Raw genomic sequence first — 15405 nt, 5'->3', positions numbered from 1 at the left:
CGCTTCAGCATGCTTTATTAAAGCAAGTACTTGCGACACTCTTCACGTGTCGAGAGACAAACTCTCAGAAAAGCGTTCGTGCGTATGAACGCTTTTCTAAGACTTACGATATTTTAATATTCAAGACTCACTCCGAGAGTGAACTATAGTACTCGAGATAGACGACACCGGGTGCTCCAGCACCCCCCACTCCTTCAGCACCTGTTCCTCCGCCTCCACCAGCACCGAAGCCTTCTCCACCAGAACCGCCAAGTCCAGAGTATCGGTCATCAGAGCCCCTTCCGTCTTCGGCCTTGATGAATATCTCACCGAGTTGAATTCCGCCGCCTCCGCCGCCGCCGTTATAAACTGTATTTGAACCGACACATCGGCCGCCTGGGCCCGCCGAGAACTTATTCAGTTTGATAAATTCATCGAGTGAATCCCAAGCGCTGCCAGCACCACCCGCACCACCATTGCGCGAGACAAAACCATTTTTTCCTGGACTGCCAGCAACTCCACCCGCTCCCGAGCAAACGCCGTTAACACCACTTCCACCACCGCCGCCGCCGGATCCACCGCCGATACCGCCATATCCCATCGACGTGTTATAGTAACCCGAATATCCTCCTCCGCCGCCTTCAGCAAAAAGCAAACTACCGAAACTAGAACTCTCGCCTTTCGATCCATTATATCCACCGCCGCTGGCTCCAGCTCCCCCGCGTCCTACTGTGATGACCACCTCATCGGTTCCTTTGACAATCACTTCTCGAGTGCGAACAGCGCCACCGCCACCACCACCCGCGCCAAGACCGCGCGCAAGATGCCCACCGCCGCCACCTCCACCGGCACCAACCGCAGTGACACGAACTCGATTTACATCTTTAGGAACTTTAAAAACTCCAGACGATCTAAAAATCTTGAATCTATTTGCGGAAAGGCTTTCTTGAAGTTGATACAGGCGAAAGTACTCATGACTTAATGCCAATGAAACTTCGTATTGAAAGTCGTTCATCAAGGCTAATGACACAAGTTCGTGAACAACCAAACGTACACGTGATTCGTTATCTTGTATTTTCTCCCAACCCGGACGAGATAGAATCACCAAACAAAGTTCAGGATCGTTAATTGCTATCACACTGCGATTTTGAAGATCTAAAAACGGCTTTTCAGAAATTTGCACCCGCAAACAAGAAAGCACACGGCTCATTTCTTGAGTCTGTGCTTGAACGAGTTTGTCGGAGGACTTTGCTAAGACGGGAACGACTGCTTTGGCAACGTCGTAAAAAGACCACTCCAAAAAATCGCCTCCGCCACGAGTGCCACAAGAACCTCCACTGCAAACATGTGCCAATGATACTGACGAAGTGATAAGAATCAGTGAAACAAGAAAAAGTAATCTCATACAGCAGGCCCTACTTTCGCCAAACGAAACATCTGCACTCCCACGTGATAAACCGAGTCTTTTTGTTTCGTGCGATTTGCTAAAATAATCATTTTCGAAAAGAATTCTTCAATAATTTCGTTCGCCTCAGATAACTGACTTGAATCGAATGAAAATGTCTCAGAACCGACGAACCTCTCCTGCGGTTTTTGTTCGATCAAAGAACGCTTCGCTCGATCCATCATTTCCATGTGGAACTGGCGCAAATTCAGATTCACGGTTTCTGATGAAGCCATGACACCCGTCCCTTTTTTTTGATAAGATCCATTCGCTAAGAGCTCAAGTTGTCCAGCTTCGACAAGCGATTTTAAAAGCTGTCGAGCGTGATCTTGTTGAAGTGAAAGAGCTGCAGCGGCGGACGCCTCATTCAGTTGAAAACCATCGATTCCAGCAAGCTCTATCAAGGTAAACAACCAACACTGAGTCAATGACTCGATCTGATCTTTATCCAACTGGGTGCGAGACGCTTGTGCTGAAACAGACTCTACTTCATTTTTTAATTGCTGGTAACGAATAGACTCAGGCGATACCAACTGCAATTCAACGAGCATACGAAAATAGCGAGCTTCCGATGGCTGGAGCCTCAGCCCTGGTGTTATTTTCTCTGCGGATTCCAAAGTGAGGACTTTCTTGTCTCTTAAAACATCTGACAAAGTTGAAACAGGCACGTCCAAGGTTTGCGCAAAAGCTCGCAAAGAATATTGGGGGTTTTTCAGTTGTTTCCGTTTGAATATCTCGCGCAGAAAATTTCGATAATCGTCATATTGAAAAATCATTCTCTTGAAATAGAAGAGAATCTCACTGTATTCAATCAGCTTCATAGAGTCGACAAAACCCTTTCGAACCTTGACCTTCAATTAGGGAACAATCGCATTTCGGCGACAATCGACCGCTTAAATCTTAGTCACCCCTCACTCAAAACTCGTCACCTGTCTCAAGACTGAACGGGGTACTTAAACGCCCCATTATGAGACCTTTTTCATTAGTATTTCCGACAACTTACACATCACCTCTTTGGCATCCCCATGGCCTTCCTGGTCCAGGCTTTGCTCTTAAGGTTTGTGTAAGCAATTTTTAACTGAGGGGAATTATATGAAATCAATCGCAGTTCTTATCTTACTCGCTTTTTGCAGCAGCTCTTTTGCTTGGACTTCAACAGCTCCACAGACAAGAGAATACGTTTTTAAATACTCACTTTCAGGCAAGACCTTGGAAATCCGCAAACCTGCTTCTTCCTATGAAGACGCCTTTGAACAAGCCGCTCAACAGTGCTTTAAGTTCTATAAAGGATCTGGCAAAGTCTCCGAAGACCGTGGTCTTGACATTATCGACGTTTGTGCGAACCCTCGCTCATAGGACAGCGCGCTACGTTATAGTTTCCACTTCCTTCAAACCTCGCCTATACTAGGGCCGTAATTGAAGGAGTTCATCCATGGGTATTCTTAAAAGCATCGGCGATTTCTTGTTCGGTAAAGATCCAGATATCTTTGACGAAAAAGGCAATGTTTCTCACAAGCTTCCAAAAAAGAAATGGGATGCTTGGTACAATCGCACGAAAGTAGATCCACAATACAACTGGCGTAACCACACTGGGATCACAGGTCCTAACAAGAAAAAGTAATTTCTTGCTTCACAGTTGTTGAATTGAAAAAGCACTGACGAACTCAGTGCTTTTTTTATTTCTCGCTTCCTAAGTCTTTTTGCAACTTTTCAATGACGGCTGTCCGTTCGATCCCTGAGGAAGCTCTTAAGAAAAAGACGTCGTCGACCTGGCGACCCCAGGTATGCACTTGGGCCCCGCGAATGCTCAAATCCAAGTCCGACAAGGCCTTTGTCGCTGCAGCTAAGAGTCCAGACTGATCAGGGCCTTTAAAGCTTAAAACCCACTCCTTATCATCGGCACTCACCCACTGAATCTGATCGAACTTAGGATGAGGGAGTTCTTTGCTTTTGATATTCGCTTTTAATAACTGTGTGATCTGTTGCGGAGACTTTGTCGTCTGAAGCTGGAACCAGTCGTAAACGCCAACTTTTGGAAGCGTGTGAATAGAAGCATGGCGGACGCCAAGACCCAGTGAGTACAACTGAGTGACGTAATCCACGAGCACACCTTTACGATCGCGCTTTTGATGGAATCGAACCCAGGTCTCGCCTTTTTTGGTTTTAAGAATTTTCGGTTGAAGATCCGTTTCGCTTTTTTCAGCTTGAAGAAGATCTTGCGAAAGTTCCTCCACAGAAATACTTTCGATTAAAGACAATCCCAGCTCTTCAAAAATCTCAAGAGGCAGTGAAAGTCCTTTTTTATTTTTGAATTTATAGAAATGGAAAAAGCCTTCTGCTTTTTTGGATTCCAAATTCAATACAAGCTCTTTGAGCAGACTTGCCTTCCAATCATTCCACGCTTCGGGATTTGTCGCGCGAATGTCGACGGCTGTAAAAAGTGCGAGACGATTGAGGGCGGCCCCTTCCACTCCCATCAAGCGAAGCTCTTGCCATACTTTTGGATCTTTCGAGTTTTTACGAAAGGCTGCTTGTGAAAGCTCCAGATGATTTTTCACCATCCACTTCACGTCGTCGGTGAACTGTTTGCTAAAACCAAAACTTTTGAAATCACTTTGTACGAACTTCACACCGGCTTCCGAGTGATCATGTCCTTCAAGACCTTTTGCAAGATCATGATACAGACAACTCCAAGAAAGCACCTGCCAGTCATAACTTGTCAGTTTCGCATGAAGGAATTTGAGAGGTCCCAGACTGGAGGGTTTTCGATATAAACGCTTCACTTCACGACAGGCCTGCATGATATGAGAATCAGCGGTGAATCTGTGATACTGATCGTGCTGAACCCATCCTACAAGTCTTAAGAATTCGGGAACGAGTTTGTCGATTAAACGAGAGCGAAAGACAGAGACCAGGAACTCATCTGAAGCTTTGATATCGAGAACCTTTTTTAGAATATCCCCGCGGAGTTTTGCGTTTTTCTTTAAGTTCTTTTCCGGGAAAAGCTCATCCAAGTGCTCGCGGACTTTCTTTTGCACCAAAACGTTTGAATTTTTATGTAACGCAAGCGAAAGATCGGCTGGCTTTTTAAAACTGCTTCTTTCGGTTTTTTTGAGCTCCGCTTCCGATGATTCCGCAACAGCTACAATCCAATCTGAATAAAAATTCACACGCGAAAGGCCACGTTGAAGATCGCGCATAAAGTCTTTATGACTTTTAAAACCTAGCCATTTTGCCATATCAAACTGTGAAGTACTCACAAGGATATCGCCCATTCCTTCTAAGTGAAGCTTTTGGCGAATTCCTAACAGATACTGGCGGTAATATTTGAGAACATCCAACGCGTGGGCCGGGTTCACAAATTTTTCGGCAAAAAGGTCGTAAATTTGAAGTCCTTGCTCCAAATCACGCAGGCTTCCCGGGCCATACTTAATATTCGGCTCAAGGTAGTTCGTGATGGAGTCGTACCTCGATGCTCGCTCCGAGCGTTCTTTTTTAACAGCCTTGAGCAATTGAGTACGAAGAGTTTTCTTTTTACTCCAAATGCGTCGCTGCTGCTCGTAGAGTTTTTTAGCACCCTCTGCCGTGAGGGGCCGCGCCTTTAAAAGAGCTAAGACATCGAATGCCTCTACCCCCACAGTCCAATCTTGCGGATCTTGCGGAACGCGGTATCGTAGTTTTAAACCCTGCTCTTGAACTTTATCGACGAAACTTTTGACCAAGGCTTCATCGCCACAGAATAACAAGTCGATATCTGATTTCGGGGCAAGCTCTCCCCGCGCCCAAGATCCTAAAAGAATTGGATGGATTTCTTTCCACTCGGGATGGCTTTGCATTCTTTCTTCTAGTTCAGCCTCTAACCAATGGGAAAAGCTCTGCGAAGAAAAGACCGAGATCTTTCTGACATCTCCATCGGGAGTCATCAAAGGTGGATTTAAGATCTCTTGCGCAAGCTGCAGTTTGTCCGAACTTAAGAAAGACTTATTTGCCATAGATTAAGGCTAGCTGATGTTTTTACGATTGAGAACGGATTAGTTTATTTTTCTCGCGGAGTTCCCAGGCACTACTAGCTCCGAAAAAAATCCAGACAAACGGAATAGACATCTTCGCTCGGGGCAGGCTCCGCCTTCTTGTGGATGCTTTCGATGGAGTTTATCAACAATTCACGAATTTTTTTTGCCGTCGGACCATCGATCGACAAAACAGTCGCATAATGAATGTCGTCCGGTTTTCGAGTAGAGATTAAATTCATTGCATGCAGGCGACGGTTCAGCTGAAATGTTTGATCCATGGCAGAGTTCTTGGGAAAGTGAATGGATCCTCCTTGAAACATCCATCGGCCCTTTTCAAATTTCACCAGGTTGAATTTTTCAAGACAGTGAAGATGGTATTCCACGATGGATTTTTCCAGGCCAAATCTTTGAGCTAAGGCCGCCGCCGTTTGTAACGACTCGCAACTCGTACCGGAGTGAAGAACTGACGGAATCCAAGAAGCGCAATAGTATAAATTCAACTCATTCAAATCTTTACTTTTCAAAGATGAAATCCGGCTATCTACCTCACGATGCAAATCGTACAATTTTTGGCGGGCGGCCTCAAGATAGGCCCTTAAAGCGGGAGTTCCAGCCTTCGTGAGCCGAAGAATGGTTAAGAAGTACTCGATTTCAGCCTCATTGAAGTTGAGGAACTGACACAGCTTAACACCATGATCTTCGGTGAGATCGGCTTTATCTTTGAGTACTTGCGAAAGATACGCCGCCTGACATTCCATGGCCTTTGCCAATTCAACCTGAGTGAAGGTTTTAGAGGTTTTCTTGGTAACAAGGATTTGAAGAAAATGGCGATAGTCGTTGTATTCAAATACGTTAGTCATTAGCGCAATGTAGTAAATGTTTTATTAATTTAAAAGATATATTTGATATATAAAATATATAGCATACTACATCGAAGTAGCATATAACCCCTTCATTGAACGGACTCACAACAAAGAAAGTTTTTATGAAAAAAATATTTTTTTTATTATCTCTCGGAGTTATCGCAAGTTTCATGAGTTCAGCAGCCTTCGCAGGACCAGTGATCAGTGGCGGCGGCACAGGAGACACCCAGCAGTATGCCTCATGCACCAATGACGAATTAAGTTTTGTTATCCGTGGCACGGCTGTTGTTAACTTTAAACAAGGTTTATTGATTGCTGGAGATGGTTCCAAGGCCTTTTTTAAATGTGATTTAAAAAATACGAACCTCGTTCCGAATACACCGAGCGCCGGAAATTTGGTTTGGTCTTGTGAGCAGTATCCTGCCAATGACGGAATCTATCAAATCCAAGTACAAAGCAGTGGTGTTACCGGACTGACTTCTGCCTATCTTGTGCAAAAACAAGTTTATCCGCTTAAGCCTAAATATATCGCAACAATGAACTGCCACTAGTCTTAGCTAGTGGCGGGCAGCAGTCACTCATAATCTAGACAAAACATTTTGAAACTGATCCATAAGTGTGTACTCGAAACGCACTGATTTTTTGAAGTCAGTGCGTTTTTTTATTTCAACTATTGAGAGACCAACTCTTTCCACTTCGCGATTTGGTTCATCGCCTCAAGTGGACTCATGTTCATCAATGGATATTCGCGAACTTCGGCCATCAAGCTCTTCAGAGCGGCTTCTTTCGCTGCATATTCTGGATCGACGTTGACGACTACTGGAGCCTCAACAATGGCATCCATATCCACTTGATCAAGAAGTGACAACTGGCTGCTGGCTTGAACTTTTTTGGATTCAATATCACGAAGCAAACCTTTTGCACGCTTTGTGACACTTGCCGGAAGTCCCGCAAGCTCTGCTACTTGAACCCCGTAAGATTTCAATGCAGGACCTTTAACCAAAGTATGCAAGAAACGGATTTCGCCGTTACGTTCTGCCACTGTCATATGTGCATTTACGATTTGACCGTAGCTTTGATCCAAAGACGTCAATTCATGATAGTGAGTTGCAAAGAACGTCAATGCCTTCACATCGCTCAACAAATGCTCAAGAATGGCTTGTGCCAAGCACATACCATCGAATGTAGATGTACCACGACCAACTTCATCCAGAATAACCAGAGAATCTTTAGTCGCATTTTTTAGCATCGCTGATGTCTCAGTCATCTCAACCATGAATGTTGAAAGACCTTCTGACAATTGATCGCTTGCACCAATACGCGTGAAGATCGCATCAAAGATCGGCAAGATCGCTTCGTCACATGGCACGAATGAACCCATTTGCGCCAAGATGGCATTCAAAGCCACTTGTCTCATCAATGTCGACTTACCGGCCATATTCGGACCTGTCAGCAACAAACAAGAATGCGCACGCATATCCATGTCGTTGGCAACAAAGTTTTTCTTCACTGTTTGTTCAACAACTGGGTGACGGCTGGCTTTTAATTTCAAAGCGCCATCAGCAGAGAATTGAGGACGTACGTATTTTTCCTCAAGGCTCAACCAACCCAAGCTTGAAAGAACATCGAGCTCACTGCACTCTTGTGCGAGCTTAATAAGTGACGGACATTGAGCTAGGATTTCTTTACGCAGATTTTCAAAGAATTCAAATTCAAGGTCTGCGCGTTTTGTATTCGCAGAAAGAACTTTTCTTTCAAGCTCAACCAACTCGTCTGTGCAGTAGCGTTCTGCATTCGTCAAAGTCTGCTTACGTTGATAGTGCGCAGGTGCTTTATCTTTATGCGTGTTTGTGATCTCGATGTAGTAACCGAAAACATTGTTGTAACGGATCTTCAATGATGAAATACCCGTTTTTTCTTTTTCTTCAGCTTCCATACGAGACACCAACGCCTGAGAGTGCGTTGAAAGCTCGATGAGTTCATCCAATTCAGCTGAAATGCCAGAACGGATCAAATAACCTTGTTTTGTTGAGAGAGGTGGTTCTTCCACGATCGTGCGCTCGATTTTGTATGCAAGTTCACGAAGCGGTTCGAAGTTCGCAGTTCCACCTGAAGCATTTACTAAAATTTCAAGTGCGCTTACACCGGCGTGAACACTGCCCGCAAGAGCCAGCAAATCACGACCATTGCACTGAGGTTGAGAGATTTTCCCCAAGCGACGTTCGATATCGCCCATTTGTCCTAAAACTTGACGGACGCGTTTTAATTCAAGAACGTGCTGTCTCCAGAACTCAACCGTGTTCAAACGTGCTTCAATGGCTTTTTGATCACGAAGAGGGAAACTCAACCACTGACGCAGCAAACGGCTACCCGCTGAAGTTTGTGTGCGATTGATCGCATAGAACAAACTTCCCAGACCTTCACCTTTATACGTTGAGAAGATTTCCAAATGACGAAGTGTCGTTCCTGAAATCTCCAAACGGTGTTCAAGGTCTTTCTCAACAAACGGAGACAAAGTCGAAAGAGCTTCATCACCAGAAAGACTTTTAACGTATGAAAGCATACGAGCTGCCGACATCGGTGCTTCAAATTTAAGAAGCGGATGCAAAACATCCAAAGTATCTTCGTGGAAACTGATCAAAGTTCCTTGCAGTCCTTGAACCAAAGCCTCATCTTGTTTTGCGACGACCACTTCCGCAACTGGCAAGATTTGCAAGAAGCGAACAAGCTCGGTCGGCTTATTTGAACGGAAAAAGAACGCCTCGCCTGTTGTTGTGTCAAGGAAGCTGATCGATTCATTCTCTAAAGAAACCAAGTAGTGCGGCTTTGTACCGTCCAATGTGTCGGAGTCGTAAACCATTCCCGGAGTGAGAACGCGAGTCACCCCACGCTTCACAATTCCTTTTGCAGTTTTCGGATCTTCCAATTGATCGCAGATCGCAACTTTAAAACCTGCCGCCAAAAGTTTGTTGATCGGTCCGGCGATGGAGTGATGAGGCATCCCACACATAGGAGTTTCATCTTGTGATTTTTTATTTCGTTGAGTCAGCGCAATGCCAATGACCGGAGCTGCTTTCACAGCGTCGTCAAAAAACATTTCAAAAAAGTCGCCCATTCTAAAGAGCAAGATTTTGTCTTGATGAACGGACTTAATGTCCCAGTATTGCTTCATGAGAGGTGTAAGATTTGACATAGGCAGAAAAGGTAACGAACCACCCGGGCCATTTCACCCAAAAACGCATTGCAAAGTCAAAATGACGCACCGCGCTCCTTATCGAGCAACTCTTTCCTTTTCACCATTTCAAGATCTTCTCTTGCTTTGCTTCTTTCCTCAGCATACGAAGGTCCCTCATTCGAGGAGAACCTATGAAAAACCTTATTTTCGGAGCAGTTGCCGCTCTTGCATTTTCCACTATCGCGCACGCAGATCCATTTATTGAATGCCCACCAGACAGCAAATCAAGCCCTGGAATCAGCATTTCAACAACGGAAGACGGAACTCTTCAAGCAGTCGTCCAAGACGAGCAAAATGTGTCTTTGATTTCTGAAGAACACGAAGGCTTCGAGGCTGTTTTGAAAGCTATTGCAAACCGCGATTGCAAATTCTACTAGTTGATCACAGAGGTTAACTTGTTGGAGTTCCCTCTTTGAAAGAAGGAGGAACTCCACGCTTCAGTTTGCTCCCGAACAAACCAAAATGCAGAATCCCTCCTTCAAAAATTAATGCGAAATTGTCGGTTCTTTCTGATGGAACTGTTCTTCTGTCGAACCTTTCAAAGCGCCTGTTGACGCCTGTCCCTCCATCACCGTTTGCAGAACATGATCAAAGTATCCGGTTCCAACTTCAGCTTGATGCTTGACTGCTGAGTATCCGCGAGAGGCGGCCGCAAATTCTGCTTCCTGCAACTCGACGTAAGCTGACATACCTTTTTCTGAATAACGTTGAGCCAGGTCGAACGTGTGGTAATTGAGCAAATGCCAACCCGCCAACGTGATAAATTGGAACTTATATCCCAATGCTCCCAGACGTTTTTGAAAATCGGCGATTTCTTGATCTGACAAGTGCAGTTTCCAATTAAATGAAGGTGAGCAATTGTATGCCAAGATTTTTCCAGGATAGCGACGGTGAATTTCTTCGGCAAATCTTTCTGCTTCTTTCATATCAGGCTTCGAAGTTTCAAACCACAACACATCCGCCCATGGTGCGTACGCCAGACCTCGTGCGATCGCATAATCAAGACCACCTTTGATAAGATAATAACCTTCCGGCGTTCTTTCTCCTGTGAGAAACTCACGATCCGCAGGATCGATATCAGAAGTCATAAGATTCGCACTCAGAGCGTCGGTTCTTGCTACAATCACAGTTGGAACATCTAAAACATCTGTCGCCAAACGTGCCGCCTGCAGAGTCCGAATAAATGTGCTGGTTGGAACTAAGACTTTCCCAGCTAAGTGTCCGCATTTTTTCTCTGCTGCTAATTGATCTTCAAAATGCACGCCTGCAGCTCCGGCTTCAATCATAGCTTTCATCAGTTCAAATGCATGCAGTGGCCCACCAAAACCTGCTTCGGCATCAGCGATAATCGGAGCATACCAATTAAGCCCCTTTCTATCTTGCCCGGTTTGATTGGAAATTTGATCTGCACGCGCAAAGGCATTGTTAATTCTTCGCACTAACGCCGGAACAGAGTTTGAAGGATACAAACTTTGATCGGGATAGGTCTGCCCTGCTAAATTTGCATCAGCAGCAACTTGCCAACCACTTAGATAGATGCTCTGCAGTCCGGCTTTCACCATTTGTACCGCCTGCCCACCTGTCATCGCACCAAAAGTACTCAGCGGCTCGCTCCCCTTCAAACCTTGCCACAAACGGCGTGCCCCCTGCTCTGCAATTGAATAACGAACTGGCAAAGTCGTGCGAAGTTTCACCACGTCCATGGAGGAATAATTTCTCTTAATTCCCTGCCAACGGTCTTCAGTGAACCAGTTATAGTCGAGCTGTCGCGACTGCATCTCTGCGCTGAGTAACATATTCCTCTCCTTTACTTTCCATAGAAATTAAAATTGGATAAGCACTTAAAGTTAAAAACTCTTCGAAATGACTCGCGAGCACGAGGTTATTAAGTAACGTCATGGCCTTGTCGAGATGAAGCAGCTGCATCGGTATTATTTTATGAACCACTTCGTTTAAAATTTTATGATACAAATCCGGTACAAAGCTTCTGCCATCTGCAAGAATCACTCGATGATGCAAACACTGCCATAACTGACTTCTAGAAATTTCCGCAGTTGCAACATCTTCCATCAAGTTGTGAATCCCCACAGCCCCCATTCCTGAAAACCAATTATCGAGATACAAGAGTGAGACTTCGATATTCGAGCGGATCCCTTCTTCCGTGATACGACCATGATAAGGAGGAACACGCAGCAACTCTTCCTCGCGCACATGATAAGATGTTTTATAATTTTTTTGATGCGGTTCTGATCCTAGCGCTTTATCAAACTCAAACTCGGCCACCGCAATCAAATCAGGATGTGCGACCCAAGTTCCGTCAAAGCCCAAAGAAGCTTCGCGTTTTTTATCAGCTGCAACTTTGGCAATCGCATTCTTAGTCAGCTCTGGATCGCGACGATTTGGAATAAAGGCCGACATTCCACCAATCGCATGCGCCCCACGTTTGTGACAAGTTTGCACGAGCAGTCGACAATACGCCCCCATCATGGATTCATTCATGGTGACAGATTGACGATCGGGCAAAATGAAATCAGGACGCGTATGGAACTTTTTAATAAGACTGAAAATATAATCCCATCTCCCGGCATTCAACCCGACGACGTGATCTTTGAGAGAATAAAGAATCTCGTCCATTTCAAAAGCGGCAGCGATGGTTTCAATTAAAACAGTGGCGCGAATTGTTCCCACCGACAACGCCAAACGCTTTTGTGCAAAACGAAAGACATCATCCCACCACAAGGCTTCTTCTTGATTCTCTAATTTTGGTAAATAGAAATACGGAGCGGTGTTTCGGCGAAGAAGTTCATGAGCATTATGAAAAAGATAAAGTCCAAAATCAAAGAGCGATGCTGAAATAGCCTGACCGCGAATCTGAAAATGTTTTTCTTCCAAATGTAAACCGCGCGGCCGAACCACAAGGGTCGCAAGTTTTTCATTCAGCCTATAGACCCGACCTTCTTCGTTGGTATAAGTCAGTTCACGGCGTACGGCTTTCTTTAAAGCACTCTGGCCCGTTAAAATATTCTGCCATGTAGGAGATAATGAATCTTCAAAGTCGGCCATAAAAACTTTTGCGCCTGAATTCAACGCATTGATAATCATCTTCGGCTCAGCCGGACCCGTGATTTCAACTCGACGATCCAAAAGATCTCGCGGAAGAGGCGCAACCGTCCATTCGGAATTTCGTACCGATTCGGTGTCGGCATTAAAGTGAGGCAAGCTGCCATAGGCAAACTCCGCCGCTCGAGAACGACGCTTTATTAAGAGATGCCGTCTTAAGTTATCGAAGTTTTCATGGAGGGCTATTAAGAACTCAGCCGCATCCGGCGTGAGAATTTCCGCGCGTAAAATCTCTTCTGACATTGCGATCATCTCCTTATAGATGACGCTAGGCTGCCCTTTTGGCTGAAAAAATGACAGTGACGAAATTGAAATAAACGTTGTAATTTCGTAGGCTTAGAGTTTTTATTCAAAAGCAATTACTCTACATATGTTGAGCCACAGAAGGATTGGCTCAGTTCTGTGAGAGTATCTTTGAGATTTTTTACGGTCCTCTAGGGCATAACATGAGTGACTCTTGAAAGGAGCTTTCTTATGAAAAACCTACTTCTTGTTTCTTTGGTATTCCTGTCCGTCATCAGCGCAACTCAGGCCTTTGCTGGCGATCATTGTCGTCGACAAGACAATCGCTGCGAACAAAATTTCAGACGCGCAGACATCTATAAAGAATTACTTACAGCAGAAGGTGGCGACGTTAACGACGCCAAAGCAGGACTCGAAACAATTGATGCTCTCTCTCGAGATCTGGGGAGCAGTCTTAATACAACTGCGGCTAATTACATTTACATACTCAATCTTCTCGGCGGAAGCTATTACACACAGACCACGAAAAGCACAATTCTTTCCATTAGCGCGTATGTAAACCGAAACTATCAGCTAGCTGACATTGTTGATTATTTTGCCGATATTTATCAGGCGGAAAACCGCGACGTGAACGATGCCAGAATAGGATTAGAAACTGCTTGGATAGTTGCCAAAACGAATCGTATTTCACTATCAAAAGCCGTCGGTCTTCACATCAAATTGTTAAATTTGCTTGGTGGTAGTTACTACACTGAAACTACCAGAACAATTTATGCACAACTAGCGAATCATGGACGATACTATCCTGAAACCTTTCCCATTGAAGACGTCTATCGTGCCTATGTCACACTTTACGAAGCAGAAAATCGTGACGTGAATGACGCCATGACGGATTTGGATGTTGTTATGAAAGGTGCTCTTGCATGCGGAAATCTTCAGGAAGCACTTCAAGAATTCACCAGCATTCTGAATTCTCTTGGCGGCAGTTACTACACACAAACTGCGCAGAAAACTTATCGTGATATTTTTGGACTGTAGTTTTAAGAGAGTCGCACTCATAAAAGGTGCGACTCTTTTTAATTTCTATTCAAGAGCCTTCATGAGTTTTCCGTAGATTCCATCGAACCCACCGTTACTCATGATCAAAATCACATCGCCGCGTTTAGCGCGTGATTTAAGAGCTGTCACAATCTGATCAGCACCGTCGAAATCCTCAGCGGTCACGCCTGATTTTTTAAGGTCCGCAACTAATTCGTGACTAGAAAAACGATTTTCTTCGTCAATTTTAGATTGATCAAATGCCTTTGCGAGCATCACTTCATGTGAACCTTTAAAAGCTTCAACATAGTCCTGCTGAAAGACTTTACGACGAGAAGTCGCACTACGAGGCTCAAAGATCGAGAAAACTTTACGGCCTGGATATTTCTTTTGAATACCTTTTACAGTTTCACGCACCGCTGTCGGATGATGAGCAAAGTCCTCAATCACTAGAATGCCGTTTGGCTCACCCAAGATCTCTTGGCGACGCTTCACACCTTCAAAAGATTCCAAAGCGATTTGAATACGGTTTTCAGAGAAACCGAGGCATTTCGACATGGCGACCACTGCAGTTGCATTTAGGACGTTGTAATCGCCTGTGATTTGCATGTTGTAAGGACCTAAGATCTCACCTTTGTGGTGAACTTCGAATCCCAAACCGTTAGCATCTTGGAACAGGATTTTTGCACGGAAGTCAGCATCCGCTTTAAATCCATACGTGAATGAATTCTTGGCTTTGCAAAGCTTACGAAGCTCCATAACATTGTCATCTTCTGCGCACGCAAGCAAAGTTCCATTTTCAGGAATCAAATGCATGAGCTTTGCAAATGAATCCTTTACCGCTTGAAGATCTTTGTAGATATCCGCGTGATCAAACTCAACTGAAGTCAAAATCGCATGTTTGGGACGGTAGTGAACGAACTTAGGAACTTTATCAAAGAAGGCGGTATCATATTCATCACCCTCGATAATAAAATAGTTTCCCTCTGGATTTTTAAAAGACTGAGAAAAGTTTTTCGGAATACCACCGATAAGAAAACCGGGCTTCACGTTGGCATTCTCAGCAACCCACGCCATCATCGATGTCGTCGTCGTTTTTCCGTGAGTTCCAGAAATCACAACGCTTTCACGATTCTGAATAATGAATTCACCCATCGCTTTGGGCAATGATGTGTAGGGAATTCCCAATTTTACCAATTCTTGTGCTTCTTCATTGTTCGCAGAAATAACATTTCCCACGATCACAAAATCAGGGCGTGGGTTTAAGTTGGCTGCCTTATAACCCTTCATGATCGAAATTCCGATGCTTTCAAGTTGAGTCGACATCGGTGGGTACGGATTCATATCACTGCCGGTGATTTTAAATCCACGGTCTTTTAAAAGACCTGCAAGGGACGCCATTGCGGTTCCGCAAATTCCCATCAAATGAACATGACTGCCTGGTTTTAAATCCATTTAAAAATCCTTACT

13 protein-coding genes are annotated in these 15405 nt (G+C 44.6%); 5 read left to right on the top strand and 8 right to left on the bottom strand.

Annotation, left to right across the window (positions count from 1 at the left end):
• Positions 1 to 127: 127 nt before the first annotated feature.
• Entirely contained in the window at positions 128 to 1384 is a 1257-nt protein-coding gene (locus ACLWOR_RS11915; protein ID WP_413940961.1) for a glycine-rich domain-containing protein, read from the bottom strand.
• Positions 1381 to 2199, bottom strand: a complete 819-nt coding sequence (locus ACLWOR_RS11910; protein ID WP_413940960.1) for a TIGR02147 family protein — start codon at positions 2197 to 2199, stop codon at positions 1381 to 1383. Before ACLWOR_RS11910 ends, ACLWOR_RS11915 begins: the two co-directional genes overlap by 4 nt.
• 316 nt (positions 2200 to 2515) lie before the next feature.
• On the opposite strand from ACLWOR_RS11910, the gene ACLWOR_RS11905 reads away from it, so the two are divergent.
• Positions 2516 to 2779 carry a hypothetical protein gene (locus ACLWOR_RS11905; RefSeq protein ID WP_413940959.1) on the top strand — a complete coding sequence of 88 codons (264 nt, stop codon included), beginning with the start codon at positions 2516 to 2518 and terminating at the stop codon, positions 2777 to 2779.
• A 76-nt stretch (positions 2780 to 2855) separates the two neighbouring features.
• On the top strand, positions 2856 to 3044 hold the full coding sequence (locus ACLWOR_RS11900) for a hypothetical protein (RefSeq protein WP_413940958.1): 189 nt from the start codon (positions 2856 to 2858) through the stop codon (positions 3042 to 3044).
• A gap of 55 nt (positions 3045 to 3099) precedes the next feature.
• Here the strand turns inward: ACLWOR_RS11900 and ACLWOR_RS11895 are convergent, their stop codons facing one another.
• Positions 3100 to 5415, bottom strand: a complete 2316-nt coding sequence (locus ACLWOR_RS11895) for an HD domain-containing protein (RefSeq protein ID WP_413940957.1) — start codon at positions 5413 to 5415, stop codon at positions 3100 to 3102.
• A gap of 74 nt (positions 5416 to 5489) precedes the next feature.
• A complete protein-coding gene (locus tag ACLWOR_RS11890; protein WP_413940956.1) occupies positions 5490 to 6296 on the bottom strand; it encodes a TIGR02147 family protein in 807 nt (268 codons plus the stop codon).
• Between the two features lie 125 nt (positions 6297 to 6421).
• On the opposite strand from ACLWOR_RS11890, the gene ACLWOR_RS11885 reads away from it, so the two are divergent.
• The gene (locus ACLWOR_RS11885) at positions 6422 to 6850 is read left to right on the top strand and encodes a hypothetical protein (protein ID WP_413940955.1); all 429 of its coding nucleotides are present in this window, start codon (positions 6422 to 6424) and stop codon (positions 6848 to 6850) included.
• Between the two features lie 119 nt (positions 6851 to 6969).
• On the opposite strand, the gene mutS is transcribed toward ACLWOR_RS11885, so the two are convergent.
• Positions 6970 to 9471 (bottom strand): DNA mismatch repair protein MutS, encoded by a 2502-nt coding sequence (gene mutS / locus ACLWOR_RS11880; RefSeq protein WP_413940954.1) that lies wholly within the window; start codon positions 9469 to 9471, stop codon positions 6970 to 6972.
• 194 nt (positions 9472 to 9665) lie between these two features.
• Between mutS and ACLWOR_RS11875 the strand changes: the two genes are divergently transcribed.
• Positions 9666 to 9911, top strand: coding sequence for a hypothetical protein (locus ACLWOR_RS11875; protein ID WP_413940953.1), 246 nt, complete (start codon positions 9666 to 9668; stop codon positions 9909 to 9911).
• A gap of 108 nt (positions 9912 to 10019) precedes the next feature.
• Here ACLWOR_RS11875 and aceA read toward each other — a convergent pair whose 3' ends face one another.
• The gene (aceA, locus tag ACLWOR_RS11870; protein WP_413940952.1) at positions 10020 to 11330 is read right to left on the bottom strand and encodes an isocitrate lyase; all 1311 of its coding nucleotides are present in this window, start codon (positions 11328 to 11330) and stop codon (positions 10020 to 10022) included.
• Entirely contained in the window at positions 11287 to 12897 is a 1611-nt protein-coding gene (aceB, locus tag ACLWOR_RS11865) for a malate synthase A (protein WP_413940951.1), read from the bottom strand. Before aceB ends, aceA begins: the two co-directional genes overlap by 44 nt.
• Positions 12898 to 13128: 231 nt before the next feature.
• Here aceB and ACLWOR_RS11860 point away from each other — a divergent pair, with 231 nt between their 5' ends.
• Entirely contained in the window at positions 13129 to 13935 is an 807-nt protein-coding gene (locus tag ACLWOR_RS11860) for a hypothetical protein (RefSeq protein ID WP_413940950.1), read from the top strand.
• Between the two features lie 45 nt (positions 13936 to 13980).
• Here the strand turns inward: ACLWOR_RS11860 and mpl are convergent, their stop codons facing one another.
• Positions 13981 to 15390, bottom strand: coding sequence for a UDP-N-acetylmuramate:L-alanyl-gamma-D-glutamyl-meso-diaminopimelate ligase (gene mpl / locus ACLWOR_RS11855; RefSeq protein WP_413940949.1), 1410 nt, complete (start codon positions 15388 to 15390; stop codon positions 13981 to 13983).
• Positions 15391 to 15405: the final 15 nt, after the last annotated feature.

This window comes from Bdellovibrio sp. HCB2-146 (assembly GCF_047345725.1).
Classification (GTDB): Bacteria; Bdellovibrionota; Bdellovibrionia; order Bdellovibrionales; family Bdellovibrionaceae; genus Bdellovibrio.
Note: the sequence above shows the minus strand (reverse complement) of the source record. Positions and strands in the feature narration are given on the sequence as shown.